This is a genomic window from Mycobacterium sp. NPDC004974 (assembly GCF_053600815.1).
This window is the reverse complement of record NZ_JBSGAQ010000004.1, coordinates 63702-86881: the sequence shown is the minus strand read 5'-3', so window position 1 is coordinate 86881 and position 23180 is coordinate 63702. Positions and strand designations below refer to the sequence as shown.

Here is a 23180-nt window from a genome sequence, read left to right as displayed (position 1 = left end):
GCTGGTCGGGATGATGCGAGGCGGTCAGGTGATGGTGGTCCCCACCACAAGGCCGATCAGATAGGTGATTGCCAGGGCCAGGCCGCCACCGATCACGTTGCGCAGCACCGCGCGGCCCTGCGGTGCCCCGCCCAGCCCGGCCGACACCGCCCCGGTGAGCATCAGCGACACCAGCACCGCCACCACGGTCACCGGGATCCGCCATGTCGTCGGCGGGACCAGGATCGCGATCAACGGCAACAGCGCACCGATGGTGAACGACAGCGCAGAAGACGCGGCGGCCTGCCACGGGTTCGTCAGGTCCTTGGGATCGATGCCCAATTCGACCTCGGCGTGCGCGGCGAACGCATCGTGGTCGGTGAGTTCCTCGGCCACGGTGCGCGCGGTCGCTGTCGACAGGCCCTTCGCTTCGTAGAGCGCGGACAACTCGTCCAGTTCGGCGTCCGGGTCGTCACGCAACTCGCGGCGTTCCTTGCGCAGCAATGCGCGTTCGGTGTCACGTTGCGTGCTCACCGAGACGTACTCACCCAACGCCATCGACACCGCTCCTGCGACAAGGCCGGCGATACCGGCGGTCAGAATCGGCGCCGTCTCCACGGTGGCGGCTGCCACGCCCACGACGATGCCGGCCGTGGAGACGATGCCGTCGTTCGCGCCCAAAACCCCCGCACGAAGCCAGTTCAGTCTCGACGACAGTGAACCCACGTGCGGCTCGGACGGATGGCTGGGATTCGTCACGGTCCGACGATATCGGCCAAAACCACATGCCACCAGCAACGATAGCCTTGCCAAACTTGGCTCTGTGCGGGGTTCAGGCCGAGTCGGGCAACGAAACAGGCTGCCGCCCAGGAGTTCTGGTCAGCCGGTGAGACCAGGAGTATGCGACTACGAGTTGCGATACACCCGCAGGGCCCAGGTGATCATCGGGATCTGCAGTGGCAGCCGGGCGATGGCGACGATCCGCATGGGCCATGGCTTGTCCCACCACAGCCGGACCATGTTCAGGTTCCCGGGGAACACGGCGATGAACAACGCCACGGCGGCCAGCGCGCCGAGCCGCCGGGTGCGGGGCACGGCCAGCAAGGCGCCGGTGGCCAGCTCGCCCACCCCCGAGGCGTAGGTGTAGAAGCGGGCGCTGCCGGGCAGCTCGGTGGGGATGATCGAGTCGAAGGGCTTGGGTGCGACGAAGTGCAGCGTGCCCATGCCCAGAAGCAGGGCCGCCATGCGTTGGGCGGCGGGTGCGGCGGAGATCCGCTGAGGCTGGGGTGCGGTCATGGTTACATTGTGGCGTGCGTCTGATCAGATTGATCCCGGCGCGTCCCGGGGAGCTTTGCTCGATGATGGGGTCGCGTGGCTAAAGGCAGGCTGCGGCGCAGCCTCGCCGCGATCGACTCGAACCTGACTTCCCGCCCGGATGCCGCGCTCGTCGATGTGTTGCGCATCCCCGAACCGTTCGTCAGTCCGGCGCGCAAGATCTTCATGCGGGTGCTGTACGCGCTGGGGGCGCTGTTCGCCGCGGTGCTCATCGTCTACGCGGATCGCTACGGCTATCGGGACAACGACAGCGCCCCGGATGCCAACAACCCGCTGTCGTTCCTGGACTGCCTGTACTACGCGACGGTGTCACTGTCGACGACCGGGTACGGCGACATCACGCCGTACACGGATTCGGCGCGTCTGGTCAACGTCGTGGTCATCACGCCGCTGCGGGTGGCCTTCCTGATCGTTCTCATCGGTACCACCGTGGAGACCCTGACCACCCAATCCCGGCAGGCGCTGAAGATTCAGCGATGGAGGAACAAAGTGCGTAACCACACCGTCGTCGTCGGATACGGCACCAAGGGGCGGACGGCGGTCGCCGCGATGGTCGGCGATGAAGTCTCCCCGGCCGACATCGTCGTCGTCGACGAGAACGCGGCCGCACTGGAACGCGCCAAGGCCGCCGGCTTGGTGACTGTGCACGGCGACGCCACCAATTCCGGTGTCCTGCGACTGGCCGGTGCCCAGCACGCCAAGTCGATTGTCGTCGCAGCCGACAACGACGCCAGCGCGGTGCTGGTGACGCTGACGGCCCGGGAGCTGGCGCCCAAGGCCAAGATCATCGCGGCGGTGCGGGAATCCGACAACCTGCATCTGCTCAAACAGTCCGGTGCGGACTCCACCGTGGTGTCTTCGGAGACTGCCGGCCGGCTGCTCGGCATTGCGACGCAGACCCCCAGCGTGGTGGAGATGATGGAGGATCTGCTGACCCCCGATGCCGGCTTCGCCATCGCCGAGCGTGAGGTGACGCCCAAGGAGGAGGGCGGCTCACCCCGGCATCTGCACGACATCGTGCTGGGCGTGGTGCGTGAAGGCCGGTTGGTGCGGGTCGACGCGCCGGAGGTGGATGCTCTGGAGGCCGGGGACCGGCTGCTCTACATCCGCAGCGCGGACACTGAGCGATGACCGAACGCCTCACCTTCGGACTGCGCAACGTCCCGCTGCTCTCGCGGGTCGGTGCCGATCGTGCCGATGCGCTGCGTACCGATATCGACGCCGCGACCGAGGGCTGGCAGGACGCGCTGTTGCTGCGGGTCGACCGACGCAACCAGGTGTTGATCTCGGGTGGCCAGGTGGTGCTCGGCAAGGCCTCGAGCCTGGGCACCGACAAGCCACCGGAGCACGCGGTGTTCCTGGGCCGGCTGGGCGACGGTAGGCACGTGTGGGGCGTCCGCAGCGCGCTGGAGGCGCCCGAGGATCCCGAGGCACCCGCCGAGGTGCTCGATCTACGCCGGGCCGGCGAGGTCTTCGACGACGTCAGCGCCCAGCTGGTGGCGACGGCCACCGCGTTGCTGAACTGGCATGACAGAGCCCGGTTCAATGCGGTGGACGGCGCGGCAACGCGGTCGGCGAAAGGCGGTTGGTCGCGGGTCGATCCGGTCAGCGGTCATGAGGAGTTCCCGCGCATCGATCCGGCGGTGATCTGTCTGGTCCATGACGGCCATGACCGCGCGGTGCTGGCCCGGCAGACCGCGTGGCCTGAGCGGTTGTTCTCGATCCTGGCCGGATTCGTCGAGGCCGGTGAATCCTTCGAGACCTGTGTGGTGCGGGAGATCGCCGAGGAGGTTGGCCTCACGGTCACCGACGTGCAGTACCTGGGCAGCCAGCCGTGGCCGTTCCCTCGGTCGCTCATGGTCGGATTCCATGCCATCGGCGACCCGGAGCAGCCGTTCTCGTTCAACGACGGCGAGATCGCCGAGGCAGACTGGTTCACCCGGGCGGAGGTCCGCGAGGCACTGGATCAGGGTGACTGGAGTGCGGCCGACGGCGATTCGCGGTCGAGGCTGCTGCTGCCCGGTTCGATCTCGATTGCCCGCGAGATCATCGAGTCCTGGGCGGCCCTGGACTGACGGTCCGCGCCTGATCTGGCTGTGGAGCGCTCAGTTGAGCTTGGCCTTGACCTGCTTGATGGTGGGGTTGGTCAGCGTCGACCCGTCGGCGAACTTCAGGGTCGGGACCACGTGGTTTCCGCCGTTGACGGAACCGACGAACTCGGCTGCGGCCGGATCCTGCTCGATGTCGACCTCAGTCCACGAGATGCCCTCTGACTTGAGCGCCATCTTGAGCCGCGAGCAGTAGCCGCACCACGTGGTGGTGTACATCGTCACAGTCGGTGTAGCAGTCATAGTGCACATAACGTAGCTGAACCGCCGCCTCATGCCCGCAGTGACGCAGGTCTCCGGCCTGCACCGGTAAGTTGCTAATCCGCAGTGGACGGAGCTGAACATGACCAGGTTGGTGCCGCCGGTGGCCGGCGACCCGCATGCGCTCGACGAGTTGCGGTTGCAGGTGCGGCAGTTTGTCAGCGAGCAACAGGAGGCCGGCACGATCGGCCGGTACGCCGACAGCTGGCTGACCGGTTGGGACGAGGACTTCAGCCGGGCGCTGGCCGCCCGCGGGTGGCTGGGTATGACGGTGCCCGTCTCCTACGGCGGGCACGGGCGCAGTCACCAGGAGCGATTCGTGGTCACCGAGGAACTGCTGGCCGCCGGGGCTCCGGTGGGGGCGCACTGGATCGCCGACCGCCAGATCGTTCCGTCGTTGCTCAAGTACGGCACCGAGGAGCAGCGGCGAAAGTTCTTGCCCGCCATAGCCAAAGGTGAATGCTATTTCGGAATCGGCATGAGCGAGCCGGATTCCGGATCCGATCTGGCCAGCGTGCGCACGAAGGCTGTGCAGGTCGATGGAGGCTGGGCGATCACCGGCGCCAAGGTGTGGACGTCAGGGGCGCACCTGGCGCACGCGTTCATCTGCCTGGCCCGCAGCGCGCCCGTGGATCCGGCGCACCGTCACGACGGCCTGAGCCAGTTCATCGTCGATCTGCGCGCACCCGGCGTCGACATCCGGCCGATCATCTCGATGAACGGCAAACATCATTTCAACGAAGTGATCCTCGATGAGGTGTTCGTGCCGGACGCCATGGTGTTCGGCACCATCGGCAACGGCTGGCAACAGGTGACCTCCGAGCTGAGCTTCGAACGCAGTGGGCCCGAGCGCTTCCTGTCGACGTTCCCGCTGCTCGCCGACATGGCTACGCACATGGGTGACGGATCTCTGCCCCGTCACACCGATCTGGGGCGCTACCTGGGCCGCATCACCGGCCTGCACCAGATGTCGATGGCGGTCGCCGGTGCGCTGGAGCGGCACGAACCGGCCGATACCGCGGCCGCCGTGGTCAAGGTGCTGGGCACCGCCACTGAAGGTGACATCGCCGATTTCGCCGATGTCCTCGGTGAGACCGATGACGAGGATTACCGCTCGATGCTGGCCGACGCGGTGGTCCAGCGCCCGGGGTTCACGCTGCGTGGCGGTACCAACGAGGTTTTGCGTGGTGTCATTGCGCGGGGATTGGGGATGCGCTAGTGGACGCTGTCGACGCCGAACTGGTCGAGATGATGTCGGCGGTCTTCGCCGCACACCGCGAGCAGCACCCAACAGGTGAGGTCACCACCGAGTTGTGGGACCGGCTGGTCGAACTCGGCCTGGTCCGGCTGACCGGGTCCGAGGAATCCGGTGGTAGTGGCGCCGGCTGGGCCGAGGCCGTCGAGCTGCTGCGCGCCGCCGCCTGGCACGGAGTGAGAATCCCTCTGGCCGAACATGATCTGCTGGCCTGCTGGTTGTTGGAGACGGCGGGGTTGGGGGTCGATGACGCGCGACGCACCGCATGTCTGCTCGACGACGACGGTGTCGCGCGTGGCGTGCCATGGGCGGCCGGCTCGGAGCGGGTGGTCCTGCTCTGGCGCGACGGCACCGGTTACCTCGTGGCCGATGTGGACACCGCGTCGCTGTCGATCACCGCAGGGCGCAACAATGCGGGGGAGCCGCGCGACGAGGTCCGCGCGGACCTCGCGTCTTTGACCGGAAACCCGGTGCCCGACAACGTGGTCGAACAGATCAGGCGGCGGGCCGCCCTGGTGCGCGCCGTTCAGGTGTGCGCCGCGCTGGACCGGATCCTGGCGCTGTCGGTGGCGCACACCGGCGAACGCACCCAGTTCGGCCGGCCGTTGGCCAAGTTTCAGGCCGTGCAGAATCTGGTGGCCGACATCGCCGCCGAGTCTGCGCTGGCCCGGGCGGCCACCGACGGTGCACTGGCCGAGGCTCTGCGATCGGACTGGTCCTCGGCGCACCTCGATTTCTTTGTCGCCGTGGCACGTTCGTGCGTCGGGCACGCCACCTCGGTGGTGGTGCGCAACGCCCACCAGGTGCATGGTGCGATCGGCACCACCCTTGAGCACCGGTTGCACGAGTTCACCATGCCCGCGTTGTCCTGGCGTTCGGAGTACGGCTCGGTTGCGCACTGGGATCAGGTCCTCACCGAATACGCCATCGCTGCCGGCGCGGACGGACTGTGGGCCCTGGTCACTGCCGCCGGTGTCTGAGCGGCTCGCCGTCGACGATTCGGAATGTCGACGATATGACACTTGCTGTCCTATGGGACCATGTATGCGGAGCGTGCGTTGTGATCAGGAGGTGTCATGAGTGCTCTGTTGCGTGCTGTGCGTCAACAGCGGGGCATGACCCTTGAGGAGCTCGCCGAAGCGACCGGATTGACCAAGAGTTACCTGTCCAAGGTCGAACGTCAGCGTTCCACGCCGTCGATCGCGGTGGCGATGAAGCTGGCGCGTGCGCTCGAGGTCGATGTCGCACAATTGTTTTCCGAGGATCCAGCGGTCACGACGTTGTCGATTGACCGCGCGGGCGAGCGCGGCAACAACCGCTATCAAGCCGTGGCGGCGGGGATGCTCGGGAAGTCGATGTCGCCGTTCATCGTTCGGCCGACCCTCAAGTTCGCCGAGCATCCGCATCCGGAGCACGCCGGGCAGGAGTTGGTGTTCGTCCATGCGGGCGTGGTGGAGCTGCGCTACCAGGATGATCTGGTCACCCTGGAGACCGGAGATTGCGCGTATTTCGACGCCTCGTTGCCGCACCAGCTGCGGCAGCGGGGGAGTACGCCCAGTGAGGTTCTGGTGATCACCCACACCGAGTACGGCCGCAATCGTTGACTTGCGCTCCTGTGCCCCACGGGCCGTCAGCATTTCAGGTTGACGTGCACTGTGGGGATGGGTTCGAAATCCGGTAGGCCGTGAATGGTGACGGTCTTCGCTTGCGGGCGCACGACGACCGTGTGGACATTGGTCACCGTGCACTGACTGAGCGGACCGCTGCCGACTTTGTTGATGATCACCCGTTTGCCGTCGGCTTGTAGGCGCGCGATGGTTTCTGCTGCCGACGGGCCGGTGGGGGCCGCCGCGGCAACTGCGGCTCCCGCGGTGAGCCAGCTGATGACGGCGCCAATAGAAAACGCCGTGGACATTGCGATGTGCTTCATGGCTTCTCACTCCTTCTTCGATGATTCGATCAGTGCACCTCCAATCCTATGACACAAAGTGTCCTAATGGAAACCTAATTGGGGCGGGCTCGAGCCTTCCCTAGGTCGACGTCCTCGACTGCGCGCCGGCGACGTTGCGTCGGTACCAGGGTCGGCCGTGCCAGCGCTGGTAGTGCCAGACTGCGCTGGGTAGGAGGCCCCGCTTGTGCAGCCAGTAGCCGGCGGGGGCGTGGAGCTCGGCGTCCTGCCGGCCGGTGGTGATTTCGCCGAGCACCACACCCTCTCCTTCGTCTGCACGCCGCTCGGCGACGATCTCGCCGGATGCGGTGGTGATCATGGTTGCGCCTTCAAACCGGCCGCGATATTCCATCGGCAGCCAGGGCATCGCGCAACGGAGATCGCCTGCGTGGCCGGCGTGGACGCACGGGGCGCCCACGTACCTGGAGAACGAGGCTGCCGCGGTGTGCGCGTTAATCCGGTTGTTGTGTTCGGGGCGGTCGAACAGGGCGTGCGGCCGCCACCGGGGAATCGACCACCACCCCGATCCGGCCATCACCAGATCGACGCGACCTCGTAGTCGTCGGACGGTCTGCGTGCGCATCAGTTCCCAGCACACCGCGGCTCCGACCTGGTAGTCGCCGGCGGCGATGACTCCGTCGTCGCCGCCTCCCACGTAGAAAGCGTTCTCCCACATGGTGGGGAGATCCTTGTTGTGCCGTCCGATCACTCCGTTCGGGTCGGCGAGCAGGTAGGCGTTGCGCACGTGTCCGTCGGGATCGCGGCACAGGAACGAACCGCCGACAAGGGCGGCGTGTCGACGGGCGAGTGTTGTGAGGAGTTCTGTCGCGGGACCGTCGGGAGGTAGCGCCGCCGCGGCCAGCGAGTCCGCGAATCCGATTCCGGTGGAGAAGAACTCCGGTAACGCGATGATGCGCGCACCCGCATGTCCTGCCTCATCGCCGAGCCGTTCGCAGGCCGCGAGGTTGGTCGGAACATCGGCGAGTACCGCGTCCAGTTGGATGGCAGCTGCCAGAACCATGATCGAGCCCTTCCTGATGGTGGACACCGAGTGTCATTCGGTAGAGAGCGTAGCGCGCACCGCAAGACGCCGGTTCTCACACGATCGGCTCACCTATGTTGACGGAAGGACACAATGTGTCCTATGGTTCGAGTTGTGTCGCCGACCCCTCAACACGGAAAGGTGGGCCGAGATGACCACCACGCTTGGTGATTCGAAGCAGGTTCTGATGCAGCGTGCCCTGGATGGGCTGTCTGTCCACATCGAGGAGTCCACGCTGACGACGCGGCAGAAGTTGGCCCTGACGTGCCGGGCGCTGTTCGATGCGGGCCACGACTCGGGTCTGGCGGGCCAGATCACCGCGCGGGCCGAGAAGCCGGGTACGTACTACACCCAACGGCTCGGGTTGGGCTTTGACGAGATCACCGAAGGCAATCTGCTGCTCGTCGACGAGGACCTCAATGTCCTCGAAGGCGGGGGAATGGCAAACCCCGCCAATCGATTCCATAGTTGGATCTATCGAGCGCGCCCCGACGTGCAGTGCATCGTGCACACTCACCCCTTCCACGTAGCGGCGCTTTCGATGCTGGAAGTTCCGTTGCAGGTGTCGCAGATGGACATCGCGCCGTTGTATGACGACTGCGCCTTCCTGGCCGACTGGCCGGGCGTTCCGGTCGGCAACGAGGAGGGCGAGATCATCAGTGCCGCGCTGGGGGGCAAGAAGGCCATCCTGCTGGCCCACCATGGCCACGTGATCGCCGGAGCCAGCATCGAGGAGTCGTGCTCGTTGGCGATGCTGATCGAACGCGGCGCCGAACTGCAACTGGCCGCCATGGCGGCGGGAACGATCGCCGAACTGCCTCCGCGACTGGCGCGCGAGGCCCATGACTGGACGTTACGGCCCAAACGCAGCCAGGCCAACTTCGCCTACTACGCCCGGCGTGCGCTCCGTAACCATCCCGATGCCCTGACCAGCTGACCTCTCGAACCGGCCCTCAATCCGCACCGAAAGAAGGACAACGAAACATGCCGTCCAACACTGAGATCCACGGAATTCTCGCCTATCCGGTGACACCCTTCACCGAAGACCACCAGATCGACACGGGCAAGCTTGCCGCCCTGGTCGACCGGTTGGTGAGCGGCGGTGCGCACGGGATCGTCCCGCTCGGCAGTACCGGTGAGTCGGCCTATCTCACCGAGGCCGAGTTCGACGCCGTCATCGACACCACGATCGGCGTGGTCGACCGTCGGGTGCCCGTCATCATCGGCGCGTCAGACCTGACCACTGCCAACACCATTCGCCGGGCGCAGTACGCCGAGCGGTCCGGCGCGGATGCGGTGATGGTGCTGCCCATCTCCTACTGGAAACTCTCCGAACGGGAGATCGTCCAGCACTACGCGGCGATCGGCGCCGCGATCGGCATTCCGATCATGGTGTACAACAATCCGGCTACCAGTGGCATCGACATGCGGCCCGAACTGCTGGTTCAGATGTTCGAGGACATCGACAACGTCACCATGGTCAAGGAATCCACCGGCGACATCACCCGTATGGAGCGCCTGTCCGCGCTTACCGACGGCCGACTGCCGTTCTACAACGGCAGTAACCCCATGATTCTCAAGGCCTTCAAGGCAGGGGCCAAGGGCTGGTGCACCGCGGCGCCGAACCTGTTACCGCGGCCGTGCCTGGATCTCTACGCAGCGGCACAGGTCGGAGACTGGACGAAGGCCGAGGCCATCTACGCCGAAGTCAAGCCCTTCCTGGAGTTCATCGTGGCCGGCGGCCTGCCCACGACGATCAAGGGCGGACTTGAGCTGCTCGGCCAGGGTGTCGGGGTGCCGCGGCTCCCGTTGCTTCCCCTCGACGACAGCGGCCGCGAGGAGCTGCGCCGGCTCCTCGCCGTGTCCTGAAGGAGGCGAGATGGATTGCAACACGCAGGTTCTGGAAACCGCCACCGCGACGACGTTGCTCGCGGCCGGGTTGATCTTCCTGCTGGCTCTGGCGCTCGGAGTGTGGAAATACCGGCAGATGGTCACCTCCGAACACCATGTCGCGCATCCTTATGTCGACATCGCTCACCGCGCATCGTTGCTCTACGCGTTCGCCACGTTGCTGACGGCCGTGTTCGTCGAGCTCAGTGCCTGGCCGAGCTGGGTCAATCTGACCGCGGCGTTGGTCCTGGTGTTCTTCTTCCTGGCGGCGATCCTGAGCTACATGGTCCACGGCGCCCGGCGGGATACCGCCAATCAATTCGAATTCCCGAGTCCGGGGCTGCACATCTCGATGGCGCTGCTCATCGCGGCGGAAATCGGCGGATTCGCGGTTCTGCTCGTCGGCTTCGCGGTCGGGCAGTGGGGCTGAGCCGCGGTGCGGCTGATCCGTTCGAGGCCCTCACCTACCCAACAACTTCCGGGTGCGCGCCGGCGCCGCGACGGGCAGATCGGCGAGGATGCCGGCGAGGGTGACGCCGTCGAGGCTGGCTCGCCAGGCCTGGTGTGCGTCAGCCATTTTCACGGCCAGGATGCACTCGTGCCGGCACCAGCTGTCAGGTAGTGCGCCACGGCCCTGCCGGCGGATCTCGCGGCATTCGTACGGCGGGGACGCACCGTCGACGGCCTCGACGATCTGCAGCAGTGTGATATCGGCGGGTGCCCGTCCGAGTCGGAAGCCGCCGCGCGGGCCGGTCGTGGCGGCCAGCACACCCGCGCGGGTGAGCGCCTGCAACTGCTTGGCCAGATAAGGGGCGGGCAGGCCGAAATGCTCCGCGAGGTCGGCGGCCGATGCGGTGGCCCCGGGTTCGAGCTGCGCCAGCGACGTCGCGCAGTGCAGGGCCCACTCGGTGGCCACGGGGAGTTTCACAGCCCGTAGTTTATTACAGATATTACGGACCTATATAGTCCGAGATATCTATCGGCCGGGACGGGAGACACCATGCGAATCGCAGTTGCCGGGGCTACGGGAAACATCGGGGCGCGCGTGGTCGCCGCCCTGCAGGGTGCGGGACACGAGGTGGTGCCGATCAGCCGCTCGGCCGGGGTGGATCTGTCCACCGGGGAGGGGCTCGACGCGGCTCTGGCCGGGGTACAGGCGGTGGTCGACGCGATCAGTGCCCCGCCCGCCGATCGGGACCGCACGGTGGATTACCTGGGCACCGCCACCCGCAATCTGTTGGCCGCCGAGGAACGGGCCGGCGTGGGACACCATGTGCTGCTCTCGATCGTGGGGATCCACGACATCGAGGGCAATGCTCACTACGCCGGAAAACGTGAGCAGGAGAAGCTGGTCGAAGGCGGGCCCGTGCCGTGGACGATCGTGCCGGCCACCCAGTTCCACGATTTCGCCGAGATGGTGGTGAGCTGGACGGCGCACGATGGCCCCGACGGGGTCACCGCCGATATCGCCCCGCTTCTGGTGCAGCCCATCGATCCCGACGACGTGGCCGCCGTGCTCGCCGAGGTCGTCGTCGGCAACCCGCAGGGCCGCCATGTCGACGTGGCCGGCCCGCAGACACAGGATCTGGTCGACATGGCCCGGCGGTCCCTGGCGGTGCGCGGCAAGGAGGTGACGCTGGTGCCGACCTGGTCGTCGATCTTCGGCGTGTCGATGTCGGGCAATGCGCTGCTGCCCGGCGACGGGGCGCGCATCGCGCCCACCACCTTCGAGCAGTGGTTGAGCCGGCAGCGGTAGGCCGGGGCCACGCCGGGCCCGGGACTGTCACCGGTCCCTGACATCATGGACCGCATGCCGTTGGAGGCTCCCTCGCCCGCGCTGGGCGATCTGGATGATGAGCAGCGGGAGGCCGTCCTGGCCGCCCGCGGCCCGGTGTGTGTGCTGGCCGGCGCGGGTACCGGCAAGACCCGCACCATCACCCGCCGGATCGCGCACCTGGTGGCCGGCGGTCACGTCGCGCCCAGCCAGGTGCTCGCGGTGACGTTCACCGCGCGGGCCGCCGGCGAGATGCGGGGCCGGTTGCGGCTACTGGGCCAGGAGTCCGGGGTGAACACCGCTGCGGTGCAGGCGGTGACGTTCCACGCCGCGGCGCGCAGGCAATTGCAGTACTTCTGGCCGCGTCTGGTCGGCGACACCGGGTGGGAGCTGCTCGACAGCAAGTTCGCCGTGGTCGCGCAGGCCGCGAACCGGGCCGGGATGCAGACCAGTACCGACGACGTCCGTGACCTGGCCGGTGAAATCGAGTGGGCCAAGGCGTCTTTGATCACCCCGGAGGCCTACAGCACCGCGGTGGCCAAGGTCGGGCGGGACATCCCGTTCGATGCCGCGAAGGTCGCGGCCGTCTACTCGGGGTACGAGGCACTCAAGGCCCGCCGGGACGGCTCGGCGCTGTTGGATTTCGATGATCTGCTGCTGCACACCGCCGCGGCCATCGAGAACGACGCGGCGGTCGCCCAGGAGTTCCGCGACCGCTACCGCTGCTTCGTCGTCGACGAGTATCAGGACGTCACGCCCCTGCAGCAGCGGGTGCTCGACGCCTGGCTGGGGGAGCGCGACGACCTCACCGTGGTCGGTGATGCGAACCAGACGATCTATTCGTTCACCGGGGCCACCCCCCGTTTCCTGTTGGACTTCTCGCGGCGCTTCCCCGACGCCGCGGTGGTGCGGCTGGAACGTGACTATCGCTCCACGCCGCAGGTGGTGTCGTTGGCCAACCGGGTGATCGCGGCCGCACGCGGCCGGATGGCCGGCAGCAAGCTGCATCTGGTGGGCCAGCGTGACGCTGGTCCCGAGCCGTCGTTCTCCGAGTATCCCGACGAGGTGGCCGAGGCCAAAGCCGTGGCCAGGTCGATCAAGAAGCTGATCGAAAACGGAACGGAGCCGGCCGAAATCGCGGTGCTCTACCGGATCAACGCGCAGTCGGAGGTGTACGAGGAGGCGCTCACCGAGGCTGGGGTCGCCTTCCAGGTGCGCGGCGGTGAGGGCTTCTTCAGCCGTCAGGAGATCCGTCAGGCGCTGGTGGCCATGCAGCGCTTCGCCGAGCGTGACATTCCCGAAGACAACCTGCCCGCACTGGTGCGTGAGCTGCTGGAGCCGCTCGGCTTGACCGCCGAACCGCCGGCCGGCACCAAGGCTCGCGAGCGCTGGGAGGCGTTGACGGCGTTGGCCGAGTTGGTCGACGAGGAGGTTGCGCTGCGCCCGGAGCTGGATCTGCGGGCACTGGTCGCCGAGCTGCGTCAGCGGGCCGACTCGCGACATCCACCGGTGGTGCAGGGCGTGACGTTGGCATCGCTGCATGCGGCGAAGGGCCTGGAGTGGGACGCGGTGTTCCTGGTCGGCCTGGCTGACAACACGCTGCCGATCTCGCATGCGCTCGCACACGGGCCCGACAGCGAGCCGGTGGAGGAGGAGCGCCGCCTGCTCTATGTCGGGGTGACCCGGGCCCGGGTGCACCTGGGCCTGAGCTGGGCGCTGGCCCGCACTCCAGGCGGGCGCCAAGGCCGTCGGCCGTCGCGGTTCCTCAACGGCATCGCACCGCAACTGCAGAATTCGGCCGGTTCGGGGCCGGATCGGACGCGTCGTCAACGCGGCCCGGCGCCGCGCTGCCGGGTGTGCAATGCCGCCTTGTCGACGCCGCCTGCGATCATGTTGCGCCGCTGCGAAACCTGTCCGTCGGACCTGGATGAGGAGCTGCTCGCCGAGCTCAAGGACTGGCGGCTGCGCGTCTCCAAGGAGATGAAAGTGCCGGCCTATGTGGTGTTCACCGACAACACGCTGATCGCGATCGCTGAGTCGATGCCGGCCGACGAGGCCGCGCTGGTGGCGCTCCCAGGAATCGGTGCGCGCAAGCTCGAGCAGTACGGCCCGGACGTTCTCGAGTTGGTCCGCGGCCGCCAAAATTCGTAAAGATCGCGCCAAAACCGCAGGTAGAAAATAGGTTGTGCGAATTGGCTGTTAGGCTTTAGCCTCGTAACACAGCTCTGGTGACGAGACGGAAGGAGGGTGCCCGCAATGGATAACAACATCGAATTCAGCGGTGTAGCGGTTGCTGGCATGCCGTCGTCCGTGTTCGCCGTCGCCGCTGCCGCGGTTTCCCCGGCAGCTCGCCGGTACGCCGCACCCGCTGCCCCCGCCGCCGGATGGCTGGCCGCCGCTGCTGCTATTGCACCGCAGCATAAGCGCCGCCCCGCCGCCGCGACTGGCGCGTCCGTGGATCGGAGCCCCTACTAGGTAGAGCTCCCATCACAGCCAAATGGCCACGGACCCGCAGTCAATCGGATCCGTGGCCAATTTTTTTGGGAGTCGTTCTCCACCCCCAGAAACCTGGTCGCAGATCCATCGAAAGACAGATCGCAACTAACTACGACCAGGAAGTAGGGGGATAAGCACATGTCCATTGCGATGACCGCTCCGGAGGTGAGCGTCGCGCCGTTGACATGCGAGGAGCGGCTGCCGGCGGTGCCGTGCCACATCGGGAATCCCGACCTGTGGTTCGCCGAGAGCCCAGTCGATCTGGAGCAGGCCAAGGCACTGTGCGCGGATTGCCCGATCCGCAACGCGTGCCTGGCCGCCGCGCTGGAACGACAGGAGCCGTGGGGCGTTTGGGGCGGCGAGATCCTCGACCGCGGAAGCATCGTGGCCCGTAAGCGGCCGCGTGGGCGTCCGCGTAAGAACGCCGCGGGTAACCCGGCCGCCGCGTGATACCTGAAGACACCGACGGCGCCGAGTGCGAGACACTCGGCGCCGTTCGGTCCTTCGGCGTGCAGCGAAATCCGTTGCGCTAGGCCGCTTCCTCGGCGAAACCCGGAACCAGTTCGGTGGCAATGGCTTTCACCGGCACATGGGCATCGAGCTGGCAGCACATCGCGATCGTCGAGGCGATCACACGCAGCGGGATGGCCAGGTTCGGCGGCAGGTCGAGCTGTCGGGCCGTCTTGATCTGGGCCACCCAGTTGTCCATCTGGCCGGCCGCCATCTTCTGGATCCACCGGCGGTTGTAATGGAAGACGTCGACCTCGATCGGCTCGACGTACTGGCGCAACATGTCGTCGACTTCCTCGATCGAAACCTGTTGTCCCTTCTGGATGAAACCGGCTTCCTCCATGGTGGGCAGCAGGTCGTCGTAGTTCTTGTCCCGGGCCAGCCGGATGCACTCGCCCAAGGAGGTCGGGAAGCCGTCGGGCAGCGGTGCGACCGCGCCGAAGTCGATGACGCCCATCCGCCCGTCGGGCAGCAGCATGAAGTTCCCGGGGTGGGCATCGCCGTGCATCATCTGCAGCCGCTTGGGCGCGTCGAAGGTGAGTTCGGACAACCGGGTGCCCATCAGGTCGCGCTGTTCGGGGGTGCCCTCGCGGATGATCACCGACATCGGGATGCCATCCATCCATTCGGCGATGACGACCTTCGGTGCGCTGGCGACGATCGCTGGGACGCAGAAGTGCGGATCGTCGCGGTAAGCCTTGGCGAACGCACGCTGATTCTCGGCCTCAAGCCGGTAGTCCAGCTCCATGTCGGTGCGTTCGATCAACTCATCGACGATGCCCTGGATGTCGATGCCGGGGGCCAGCTGCTTGAACACGCCGACCAGACGCTGGATCGTCTTGAGGTCGGCGCGCAGTGCTTCGTCGGCGCCGGGGTACTGGATCTTGACGGCCACCTCACGCCCGTCGGACCAGACCGCCTTGTGCACCTGACCGATGCTGGCCGAGGCCACCGGGGTGTCGTCGAACGAGGTGAACCGGTCGCGCCATTTGGTGCCGAGCTGCGCATCGAGCACCCGGTGCACCTTGGGGGCCGGCAGCGGCGGAGCTTCTCGCTGCAATTTGGTCAACGCCTCGCGATACGGCTTGCCGTACTGCTCGGGGATGGCCGCCTCCAGCACGGACAGCGCCTGGCCGACCTTCATCGCCCCGCCCTTGAGCTCCCCGAGCACGGCGAACAATTGTTGAGCGGCTTTGTCCATCAATTCGGCAGTGACTTCGTCCTTGGACTTGCCGGTCAGACGCTTGCCGAAGCCCAGCGCTGCCCGTCCCGCCATGCCGCCGGCCAGGCCGGCGAGCTTCGCATTCCGTGCGACGCTTCCCCGTTTGATGTCGGTCACCAGACCATCATCCATGACTCGGCCGCACCGCCCACACCCAACTGGCAACAATCGTTTTCAACATGGGCAGTCGGGGTGCCGGGACCAGCGCCGCGCGACGATCGAGTAGCCCTCGATATCGAGTTCGAGGGTGGTGTTCAGCGTCGGCGGTGCCTCGGGCGCCGGCTGGTCGTCACCGGTGTGCCCGACAGCCCGGATCACCAGGTCCACCTGGTGCATCGCCAACGCCGCGGTGGCGAGGATGGTCGCCCGGCCGGCACTGCCGACTGCGCCCCGGAGTTGGGTGGCCACGGCCGGCCAGGCCGCATCGCGATCGGTGCGGTGCAGGTCGGCGCAATGCAGGCAACTCGTCAGCCCTGGGATCACCAGCGGCCCCACCAATCCGGCGCCATCGCGGACACACACCGACAGGTGGGCGATGCCGTCATGATGCAGGTCCTGCAGAAGCCGTGGGTCGGTGATCTGATCGTCGGCCAGCACCACCAGGTCGGTGGAGGCTGCCACGTTCCTGCTGTGCGGGTTCGTGCTTCGCCTCACCTTCGCGCCCGAACAGCGGAGGCCGTTGGCCAGTAGATCCGACAGGGGTCCGCGGCCGTGGACGCGGATGGAGGCCGAGCGGGTCCGCCGAGAGCCCGCGCCCGCCGTCGTTGTGAGCATTCCCGTCTCGGTCAGCGCATCGAGCAGCTCATCGATGGCTGCGGTGTCACCGAATGATTCTGTGGCCGTGAGCAATTCGTCCCGGGTGGCCCCTGCCTGCAGTGTGCGCAGCAGTTCGGCCAGTTGTGGCTGGGTCATCCCGTCCGGGGGACGGACCAGCATCGCGCGCCGCGGGTCCCAGCCCAGCTGAACCGCCTCGTCGGGACGCAGCAGGATCGGCCTGCCTGCGGCGAGCACAAAGCGCGTCATGCGATGACTCTGCCACGGCGGCGCTGACCGCCGTTTCAGTTATCCACAGGCCGTGCGGGGGTCAATTGCCGCCGTCGCCACCTTTGTCGCGGCCCTCGCCCTGCTCCTTCTCCAGGTCGGCGATGGCCTGTTCGAAGGCACTGTCGAGGCCGCTGGTGTCGCCGCCGATCATCCGGTCGATGAAGCCGGCCGGCTCGTCGAGATCGGCCGCGCTCGGCAGCAGGTCGGGGTGCTGCCACACACCGTCGCGGGCATCGGTGCCGACCGCTTCGGTCAGCCGTTCCCACAGCACCGCGGCCTCACGCATCTTGCGGGGGCGCAGTTCCAGGCCGACGAGCGTCGCGAAGGTCTGTTCGGCCGGCCCGCCGGTGGCGCGCCGCCTGCGCAGCGTCTCGGCCAGTGCCGAGGTGCCGGGGATGCGTTCGCCCAGTGCTGCGGTGACGACGGTCTGCACCCAGCCCTCGACCAGCGCGAGCAGGGTTTCCAGCCGTTCCAGGGCGGCTTCCTGCTCCGGGGTGGCTTTCGGTTCGAAGATGCCCTGGTTGAGCAGTTGCTCCATCTCCGACGGGTCGCCGAGGGAGGTGGGGTTGAAGCCGCGGGCGAAATCTTCGATGCCGGTCATGTCGACCTTCATGCCCTTGGCGAAGGCCTCGACCGCACCCAGCAGCTGACTGGACAGCCACGGCACGTGGCTGAACAGCCGATGATGCGCGGCCTCACGGGCGGCCAGGAAGGTCAGGATCTCGCTCCGCGGACGCTCCAGCCCCTCTGTCAGCGATTCGATCGCCTCGGGCATGAGGGCCGCGACGCCCTTGGGGCCCAGCGGCAGGCCGATATCGGTGGAGGTCAACACCTCGCGGGACAGCTTGCCCAGCGCCTGGCCCAGCTGGGAGCCGAACGCCATGCCGCCCATCTGCGACATCATCGCCAGCAGCGGACCGGCCATGCTCTTGGCCTCCTCGGGGAGCGCCGAGGCCCACACCGAGGAGATCTGCTCGGCCACCGGGTCACACAACCGCTTCCAGGTGTCCAGCGTGTTGTCCAGCCAGTCGCTGGGAGTCCACGCCACCGATCGGGTGGTGCCCGCGGGCAGCGGGGTGACCCCGTCGAGCCAGGTCTCGGCCAACCGCACCGCGTCGGCGACTGCGCCAGTGGTCTTTTCCGACACGGGGGCGACGAACCCGATCGAATTGGACGCCAGCTGCCGGGCCAGGTCGTAGTTCACCGGACCGGATTGTTTGCCGCCGGCCATCGCGCTGCCTGCGCCGCTGAACATCTCGCCGAGCTTGGTGAAGATCTGCCCGAGGTCGCCCATGTCGAAGTTGGCTCCGCCCATGCCGAAACCGAACGGATCCGAGCCCGGACCTGGTCCGGAGTTGCCGGAACCGGACCCCGAATCGGGGTCCTTCTTGTCTTTGTCTCGGTCGGGGTCATTCCCGGCGGAGAAGCCGAAGGGCAGGTCAGCCATACCCATAACGGTACTCATGCCCGGGTGCCCGGGTGTGGCTGTGGGTCACGCTGTGGGTGAACATGGCGGCAAAGGCTTTACTGTGGGCGGCGTGAACAGGCGGATTTTGACGCTGCTGGTTGCGCTGGTGCCGATCGTGGCGTTCGGCGTGCTGCTGTCGGTGGTGACGGTGCCCTTCGTCTCATTGGGTCCCGGTCCGACCTTCAACACCCTCGGGGAGGTCGAGGGCAAGCAGGTGGTCGACATCCACGGACCCGACGCTGACGTGCACCCCACCTCGGGGCATCTGAACATGACCACGGTGTCCCAGCGCGACGGCCTGACTCTGGGACAGGCGATGGCGTTGTGGATGTCGGGCCGTGAACAGCTGGTCCCGCGCGACCTGGTGTACCCGCCGGACAAGTCCAAGAACGAGATCGACGAGGCCAACAACTCCGACTTCAAGAAGTCCGAGGACAGCGCCGAGTACGCGGCGCTGTCCTTCCTGAAGTACCCGGTGGCGGTGACCGTGCAGAGCGTTACCGACCCCGGTCCTTCGGCGGGCAAGCTGCGCGACGGCGACGCGATCGACGGGGTGAACGGCATTCCAGTGGCCAACCTCGACGAGTTCCAGGCCATCTTGAAGAAGACCAAGCCGGGTGACCAGCTGGTGATCGACTTCCGCCGCAAGAATGCGCCGCCCGGGGTCGCGACCATCACGCTCGGCGACAACCCCGACCGGGACTACGGATTCCTCGGCGTCGGCGTGCTCGACGCCCCGTGGGCGCCGTTCGACATCGACTTCAACCTGGCCAACATCGGCGGCCCGTCGGCGGGGCTGATGTTCAGCCTGGCGGTCGTCGACAAGCTGACCACCGGTGACCTCAACGATGGCAAGTTCATCGCCGGCACCGGAACCATCACCGGCGACGGAAAGGTCGGGTCCATCGGCGGCATCACGCACAAGATGCAGGCCGCCAAGGAGGCCGGGGCAAGCGTGTTCCTGGTGCCCGCCGACAACTGCACCGAGGCGCGCTCGGCGCCCCAGGACGGCATGGATTTGGTGAAGGTGGACACGCTGACCCAGGCGGTCGACGCGTTGCACACGATTTCTGCCGGTGGCGAACCACCTCGCTGCTAGACCGCACGCAGCCCGTGGATGGCTAGAGTTATAGAAAATCGGGCGGCCCCATCGGGCATGTCACGAGTCCACCGAGGCTGAAACGGGAGTTCACGAGTGGGGATGCGGCCCGCGGCGAGGATGCCGAAGCTGACACGACGAAGTCGGGTGCTGATCGGCCTGGCACTGGTGGCGGTGCTGGCGTTGTTGATCGGACCTCGGGTGGTCGACGGCTACGTCGACTGGTTGTGGTTCGGCGAGTTGGGGTACCGGTCGGTGTTCACCACCGTGCTGGCCACCCGGCTCATCGTGTTCCTCGTGGTGGGGCTGCTCATCGGTGCGGTGGTGTTCGCCGGGCTGGCGTTGGCGTATCGCAGCCGTCCGGTGTTCGTCCCGGCCGCCGGCCCGAATGATCCGGTGGCGCGTTACCGCACCACGGTGCTGGCCCGGTTGCGGCTGTTCGGGATAGGGGTGCCGGTCTTCATCGGCCTGCTGGCCGGCGTGATCGCGCAGAGCTACTGGGTGCGGGTGCAGTTGTTCTTGCACGGCAGCGATTTCGGGATCACCGATCCGCAGTTCGGCCGGGATCTGGGCTTCTACGCGTTCGACCTGCCGTTCTACCGGCTGGTGCTGACGTACCTGTTCGTCGCGACCTTCCTGGCGTTCGTCGCGAATCTGCTGGGGCACTACGTGTTCGGCGGGATCCGGCTGACCGGTCGCAGCGGAGCGCTGAGCCGCGCCGCGCGCATCCAGCTGATCAGCCTGGTCGGCTTCCTGATCCTGCTCAAGGCTCTCGCGTACTGGCTGGACCGCTACGAGCTGTTGAGCAACACCCGCACCGGCAAGCCGTTCACCGGTGCCGGCTACACCGACATCAACGCGGTGCTGCCCGCCAAGCTGATCCTGTTGGCCATCGCGCTGATCTGCGCGGTGGCGGTGTTCTCTGCGATCGTGCTGCGCGACTTGCGGATTCCGGCCATCGGTGTGGTGCTGTTGCTGCTGAGCTCGATGGTGGTGGGTGCGGGGTGGCCGCTGATCGTCGAGCAGTTCAGCGTCAAGCCGAACGCCGCGCAGAAGGAAAGCGAGTACATCAGCCGCAGTATCACCGCGACCAGGCAGGCCTACGGGCTCACCAACGACACGGTGACGTACCGCAATTACGAGAGCAACGGTCAAACGACGGCCGCGCAGGTGGCTGCGGACCGGGCGACCACGTCGAACATCCGGCTGCTGGATCCGACGATCGTCAGCCCCGCATTCACCCAGTTCCAGCAGGGCAAGAACTTCTACTTCTTCCCGGATCAGCTGGCCATCGACCGCTATGCCGGTCCTGACGGCGGTCTGCGCGACTTCGTGGTCGCCGCACGCGAACTCAACCCGGACCGGTTGATCGAGAACCAGCGCGACTGGATCAACCGGCACACCGTCTACACCCACGGCAACGGATTCATCGCGTCACCGGCCAACACGGTGCGCGGTATCGCCAACGACCCCAACCAGAACGGCGGTTACCCGGAGTTCCTCGCCAGCGTCGTCGGCGCCAACGGCAAGGTGGTCTCACCCGGACCGGCGCCGCTCGACCAGCCCCGGGTCTACTTCGGGCCGGTGATCGCCGATACCGCGGCCGACTACGCGATCGTCGGCAAGAACGGTGATGTCGACCGCGAGTACGACTACGAAACCAACACCGACACCAAGAACTACACGTACTCGGGCACCGGCGGTGTGTCGATCGGCAACTGGCTGGCCCGGACGGTGTTCGCCGCCAAGTTCGCCGAGCGGAACTTCCTGCTGTCCAACGTGATCGGTGAGAACAGCAAGATTCTGTTCAACCGTGATCCGGCCCATCGGGTGGAAGCGGTGGCGCCGTGGCTGACCACCGACACCAGTGTGTACCCGGCGATCGTCAACAAGCGCATGGTCTGGATCGTCGACGGCTACACCACGCTGGACAACTACCCGTATTCGGAGCTGACCACGCTGTCGAGTGCGACGGCGGATTCCAACGAGGTGGCGGTCAACCGGCTGGCTCCCGACAAGCAGGTGTCCTACATCCGCAACTCGGTCAAGGCCACCGTCGACGCCTACGACGGCACCGTGACGCTGTACGCCCAGGACGAGCAGGATCCGGTGCTCAAGGCCTGGATGAGCGTGTTCCCCGGCACCGTCAAACCGAAGGCGGACATCTCCCCGGAGTTGCAGGCGCACCTGCGTTATCCCGAGGATCTGTTCAAGGTGCAGCGTTCCCTGCTGACCAAGTACCACGTCGACGATCCGGTGAAGTTCTTCACCAACGCCGATTTCTGGAACGTGCCGCTGGATCCCAACCCGACGGCAAGCAGCTATCAGCCGCCGTTCTACATCGTCGCCAAAGACCTCGTGAACAACGATGGTTCAGCGTCGTTCCAGTTGACCAGCGCGCTGAACTGGCTGCAGCGGGAATTCCTGGCCGCCTATGTCAGTGCCAGCTCGGATCCGTCGACCTACGGCAAGATCACCGTGCTCACCATTCCGGGTGAGGTCAAGGGTCCGAAACAGGCATTCAACGCGATAAGTACCGACACCGCCGTCACGCAGGACCTCGGTGTGATCGGACGCGACAACCTGAACCGGATCCGGTGGGGCAACCTGTTGACCCTGCCGGTGGCCGATGGCGGGTTGCTGTACGTGGCACCGGTTTATGCATCGCCGGGAACCAGTGACGCGGCGTCGACCTACCCACGCCTGATCCGGGTGGCCATGCTCTACGGCGACAAGGTCGGTTACGGTCCGACCGTCAGTGACGCGCTGACCGAACTGTTCGGCCCGGGGGCGGGTGCCACCGCCACCAATGTGGCTCCTACCGACGGCAAGCCGCAGGCTGCCGGTACTCCGGAAGCGCCGCCGGCCGCTCAGCCGCCGGTCAGTCCGGATGGTCAGGCGCCACAGGTCGTCGCGCCGCCGGCGGCGATCCCGCCCGGTCAGCCCATGCAGCTGTCACCGGCCAAGTCCGCCGCGCTCAAGGAGGTCGAGTCGGCCCTGTCGGAGGCGCAGGATGCGCAGCGCAGTGGTGACTTCGGCAAGTACGGGCAGGCGTTGCAGCGTCTGAACGATGCGATGAACAAGTTCAACTCGTCGAAGTAGCGGAGCGGATTGGCGCGTCGCCGGGCCGGTCCGGTGGGTGACAATGGGCCAGTAGTTCGGCGGACGGGGGGACTCGTGAGGTCGTGTCTGGCCGTGTTGTTGACCCTGCTGGTGGCGGCGGGGCTCACCGCTTGCCGGACCGGGGACCGCCCGTGGTCGGATGCGCCGTTCGCCGCCCCGATGAGGCCGGCGTTCGGCGCGCGGGTCACCGATGGCAAGCTGGAGATCTGGGTGCCGCCGGGCTGCGTCGGGGTGCGGTCGGTGGAGATCGGGTTTGGATTTGGCCCGAAGCTCGTGTTGACCGATACCTCCGGTACGGCGACTCTCGACCGGTTCAGCGTCGGTGGACCCTATCCGGGTCTGACCGTGACGGAAGCGCCGCCGCCTGGCTTCGATTGGCGCACAGAGGAATATTTGTTTCTCAATGTGCAGTCCACGCCCGGGGGGTACCCCGCTACCGCTCGGACGGCCGAGGTCGTTGCCGGATCGAACAGTCACCCGGCCGACACCTTCTTCTTCGACGGCGTCGGTTGGCTCGATCCCGCGGGCGTCGCCGAGAAAGAAGGCAAGGAGTTTCGCAGGGGTGTGCACGCCGCAAGAGAAATGAGCAGTGCCTGCTCGCCGGTTTGCGGTGCCGACAATTAAGC

23 protein-coding genes are annotated in these 23180 nt (G+C 66.7%); 14 read left to right on the top strand and 9 right to left on the bottom strand.

The genetic code is table 11. From position 1 onward, the window contains the following. Positions 1-24: 24 nt before the first annotated feature. Positions 25-738 (bottom strand): VIT1/CCC1 transporter family protein, encoded by a 714-nt coding sequence (locus ACWEFV_RS11205; RefSeq protein ID WP_450070231.1) that lies wholly within the window; start codon positions 736-738, stop codon positions 25-27. Positions 739-885: 147 nt separating this feature from the next. Further along, positions 886-1275, bottom strand: a complete 390-nt coding sequence (locus ACWEFV_RS11200) for a DoxX family protein (protein ID WP_450070230.1) — start codon at positions 1273-1275, stop codon at positions 886-888. A gap of 75 nt (positions 1276-1350) precedes the next feature. Between ACWEFV_RS11200 and ACWEFV_RS11195 the strand changes: the two genes are divergently transcribed. Both ACWEFV_RS11195 and nudC read left to right on the top strand, forming a co-directional pair. Further along, positions 1351-2445: a potassium channel family protein gene (locus ACWEFV_RS11195; protein WP_135453297.1), complete on the top strand. Its 1095-nt coding sequence runs from the start codon at positions 1351-1353 to the stop codon at positions 2443-2445. Then, the gene (nudC, locus tag ACWEFV_RS11190; RefSeq protein ID WP_135453298.1) at positions 2442-3389 is read left to right on the top strand and encodes an NAD(+) diphosphatase; all 948 of its coding nucleotides are present in this window, start codon (positions 2442-2444) and stop codon (positions 3387-3389) included. Before ACWEFV_RS11195 ends, nudC begins: the two co-directional genes overlap by 4 nt. A 30-nt stretch (positions 3390-3419) precedes the next feature. Here nudC and ACWEFV_RS11185 read toward each other — a convergent pair whose 3' ends face one another. Beyond that, a complete protein-coding gene (locus ACWEFV_RS11185; RefSeq protein ID WP_135453299.1) occupies positions 3420-3665 on the bottom strand; it encodes a mycoredoxin in 246 nt (81 codons plus the stop codon). A 94-nt stretch (positions 3666-3759) separates the two neighbouring features. Between ACWEFV_RS11185 and ACWEFV_RS11180 the strand changes: the two genes are divergently transcribed. The 3 genes from ACWEFV_RS11180 to ACWEFV_RS11170 all read left to right on the top strand — a co-directional run bounded on the left by ACWEFV_RS11180 (position 3760) and on the right by ACWEFV_RS11170 (position 6542). Next, the gene (locus tag ACWEFV_RS11180) at positions 3760-4902 is read left to right on the top strand and encodes an acyl-CoA dehydrogenase family protein (RefSeq protein ID WP_450070503.1); all 1143 of its coding nucleotides are present in this window, start codon (positions 3760-3762) and stop codon (positions 4900-4902) included. A gap of 29 nt (positions 4903-4931) precedes the next feature. Further along, entirely contained in the window at positions 4932-5918 is a 987-nt protein-coding gene (locus ACWEFV_RS11175) for an acyl-CoA dehydrogenase family protein (protein ID WP_450070502.1), read from the top strand. Positions 5919-6014: 96 nt separating this feature from the next. Further along, the gene (locus tag ACWEFV_RS11170) at positions 6015-6542 is read left to right on the top strand and encodes a helix-turn-helix domain-containing protein (protein WP_135453301.1); all 528 of its coding nucleotides are present in this window, start codon (positions 6015-6017) and stop codon (positions 6540-6542) included. Between the two features lie 26 nt (positions 6543-6568). On the opposite strand, the gene ACWEFV_RS11165 is transcribed toward ACWEFV_RS11170, so the two are convergent. Together ACWEFV_RS11165 and ACWEFV_RS11160 are read right to left on the bottom strand one after the other, a co-directional pair. Next, complete coding sequence (locus ACWEFV_RS11165; RefSeq protein ID WP_135453302.1) at positions 6569-6868, bottom strand: hypothetical protein; 300 nt, start codon at positions 6866-6868, stop codon at positions 6569-6571. Between the two features lie 100 nt (positions 6869-6968). Continuing rightward, positions 6969-7907, bottom strand: a complete 939-nt coding sequence (locus ACWEFV_RS11160; RefSeq protein ID WP_450070501.1) for a carbon-nitrogen hydrolase family protein — start codon at positions 7905-7907, stop codon at positions 6969-6971. Positions 7908-8079: 172 nt separating this feature from the next. Between ACWEFV_RS11160 and ACWEFV_RS11155 the strand changes: the two genes are divergently transcribed. Genes ACWEFV_RS11155 through ACWEFV_RS11145 form a run of 3 tightly spaced genes read left to right on the top strand, consistent with a single transcriptional unit; the run spans position 8080 to position 10248 of the window. Further along, a complete protein-coding gene (locus ACWEFV_RS11155; RefSeq protein WP_450070229.1) occupies positions 8080-8865 on the top strand; it encodes an aldolase in 786 nt (261 codons plus the stop codon). 47 nt (positions 8866-8912) lie between these two features. Continuing rightward, a complete protein-coding gene (locus ACWEFV_RS11150) occupies positions 8913-9797 on the top strand; it encodes a dihydrodipicolinate synthase family protein (RefSeq protein WP_450070228.1) in 885 nt (294 codons plus the stop codon). Between the two features lie 10 nt (positions 9798-9807). Then, a complete protein-coding gene (locus ACWEFV_RS11145; protein WP_450070227.1) occupies positions 9808-10248 on the top strand; it encodes a hypothetical protein in 441 nt (146 codons plus the stop codon). 30 nt (positions 10249-10278) lie between these two features. Here ACWEFV_RS11145 and ACWEFV_RS11140 read toward each other — a convergent pair whose 3' ends face one another. Continuing rightward, positions 10279-10746 carry an RrF2 family transcriptional regulator gene (locus ACWEFV_RS11140; protein WP_135453306.1) on the bottom strand — a complete coding sequence of 156 codons (468 nt, stop codon included), beginning with the start codon at positions 10744-10746 and terminating at the stop codon, positions 10279-10281. Between the two features lie 72 nt (positions 10747-10818). Between ACWEFV_RS11140 and ACWEFV_RS11135 the strand changes: the two genes are divergently transcribed. The 3 genes from ACWEFV_RS11135 (at position 10819) to ACWEFV_RS11125 (ending at position 14538) form a co-directional block, all read left to right on the top strand. Further along, complete coding sequence (locus tag ACWEFV_RS11135) at positions 10819-11574, top strand: SDR family oxidoreductase (protein ID WP_450070226.1); 756 nt, start codon at positions 10819-10821, stop codon at positions 11572-11574. A 54-nt stretch (positions 11575-11628) separates the two neighbouring features. Beyond that, entirely contained in the window at positions 11629-13743 is a 2115-nt protein-coding gene (locus ACWEFV_RS11130; protein WP_450070225.1) for an ATP-dependent DNA helicase UvrD2, read from the top strand. Between the two features lie 483 nt (positions 13744-14226). Further along, positions 14227-14538, top strand: a complete 312-nt coding sequence (locus ACWEFV_RS11125; protein ID WP_135453310.1) for a WhiB family transcriptional regulator — start codon at positions 14227-14229, stop codon at positions 14536-14538. 79 nt (positions 14539-14617) lie between these two features. Here ACWEFV_RS11125 and ACWEFV_RS11120 read toward each other — a convergent pair whose 3' ends face one another. The 3 genes from ACWEFV_RS11120 to ACWEFV_RS11110 form a co-directional block, all read right to left on the bottom strand. Further along, positions 14618-15952, bottom strand: coding sequence for a macrolide-binding ATPase MABP-1 (locus ACWEFV_RS11120; protein WP_167857773.1), 1335 nt, complete (start codon positions 15950-15952; stop codon positions 14618-14620). 42 nt (positions 15953-15994) lie between these two features. Next, positions 15995-16843: a cyclodehydratase gene (locus ACWEFV_RS11115; protein ID WP_450070224.1), complete on the bottom strand. Its 849-nt coding sequence runs from the start codon at positions 16841-16843 to the stop codon at positions 15995-15997. A gap of 61 nt (positions 16844-16904) precedes the next feature. Beyond that, positions 16905-18311: a zinc-dependent metalloprotease gene (locus ACWEFV_RS11110; protein WP_450070223.1), complete on the bottom strand. Its 1407-nt coding sequence runs from the start codon at positions 18309-18311 to the stop codon at positions 16905-16907. Between the two features lie 91 nt (positions 18312-18402). On the opposite strand from ACWEFV_RS11110, the gene ACWEFV_RS11105 reads away from it, so the two are divergent. From ACWEFV_RS11105 to ACWEFV_RS11095, 3 genes are all read left to right on the top strand, one after another. Further along, positions 18403-19431 carry a YlbL family protein gene (locus ACWEFV_RS11105; protein ID WP_167857774.1) on the top strand — a complete coding sequence of 343 codons (1029 nt, stop codon included), beginning with the start codon at positions 18403-18405 and terminating at the stop codon, positions 19429-19431. A 96-nt stretch (positions 19432-19527) separates the two neighbouring features. Beyond that, a complete protein-coding gene (locus tag ACWEFV_RS11100; protein ID WP_450070222.1) occupies positions 19528-22533 on the top strand; it encodes a UPF0182 family protein in 3006 nt (1001 codons plus the stop codon). Positions 22534-22626: 93 nt separating this feature from the next. Beyond that, positions 22627-23178, top strand: coding sequence for a hypothetical protein (locus ACWEFV_RS11095; protein WP_450070221.1), 552 nt, complete (start codon positions 22627-22629; stop codon positions 23176-23178). The last annotated feature ends 2 nt before the right edge of the window (positions 23179-23180 follow it).

Excerpts from the sequence above, each read along its gene's own strand:
- ACWEFV_RS11200 (WP_450070230.1), bottom strand. The coding sequence starts at position 1,275 with ATGACCGCACCCCAGCCTCAGCGGATCTCCGCCGCACCCGCCGCCCAA.
- nudC (WP_135453298.1), top strand. The coding sequence starts at position 2,442 with ATGACCGAACGCCTCACCTTCGGACTGCGCAACGTCCCGCTGCTCTCG.
- ACWEFV_RS11185 (WP_135453299.1), bottom strand. The coding sequence starts at position 3,665 with ATGACTGCTACACCGACTGTGACGATGTACACCACCACGTGGTGCGGC.
- ACWEFV_RS11175 (WP_450070502.1), top strand. The coding sequence starts at position 4,932 with ATGATGTCGGCGGTCTTCGCCGCACACCGCGAGCAGCACCCAACAGGT.
- ACWEFV_RS11170 (WP_135453301.1), top strand. The coding sequence starts at position 6,015 with ATGAGTGCTCTGTTGCGTGCTGTGCGTCAACAGCGGGGCATGACCCTT.
- ACWEFV_RS11165 (WP_135453302.1), bottom strand. The coding sequence starts at position 6,868 with ATGAAGCACATCGCAATGTCCACGGCGTTTTCTATTGGCGCCGTCATC.
- ACWEFV_RS11160 (WP_450070501.1), bottom strand. The coding sequence starts at position 7,907 with ATGGTTCTGGCAGCTGCCATCCAACTGGACGCGGTACTCGCCGATGTT.
- ACWEFV_RS11155 (WP_450070229.1), top strand. The coding sequence starts at position 8,080 with ATGACCACCACGCTTGGTGATTCGAAGCAGGTTCTGATGCAGCGTGCC.
- ACWEFV_RS11150 (WP_450070228.1), top strand. The coding sequence starts at position 8,913 with ATGCCGTCCAACACTGAGATCCACGGAATTCTCGCCTATCCGGTGACA.
- ACWEFV_RS11145 (WP_450070227.1), top strand. The coding sequence starts at position 9,808 with ATGGATTGCAACACGCAGGTTCTGGAAACCGCCACCGCGACGACGTTG.
- ACWEFV_RS11135 (WP_450070226.1), top strand. The coding sequence starts at position 10,819 with ATGCGAATCGCAGTTGCCGGGGCTACGGGAAACATCGGGGCGCGCGTG.
- ACWEFV_RS11130 (WP_450070225.1), top strand. The coding sequence starts at position 11,629 with ATGCCGTTGGAGGCTCCCTCGCCCGCGCTGGGCGATCTGGATGATGAG.
- ACWEFV_RS11125 (WP_135453310.1), top strand. The coding sequence starts at position 14,227 with ATGTCCATTGCGATGACCGCTCCGGAGGTGAGCGTCGCGCCGTTGACA.
- ACWEFV_RS11120 (WP_167857773.1), bottom strand. The coding sequence starts at position 15,952 with ATGGATGATGGTCTGGTGACCGACATCAAACGGGGAAGCGTCGCACGG.
- ACWEFV_RS11115 (WP_450070224.1), bottom strand. The coding sequence starts at position 16,843 with ATGACGCGCTTTGTGCTCGCCGCAGGCAGGCCGATCCTGCTGCGTCCC.
- ACWEFV_RS11110 (WP_450070223.1), bottom strand. The coding sequence starts at position 18,311 with ATGGCTGACCTGCCCTTCGGCTTCTCCGCCGGGAATGACCCCGACCGA.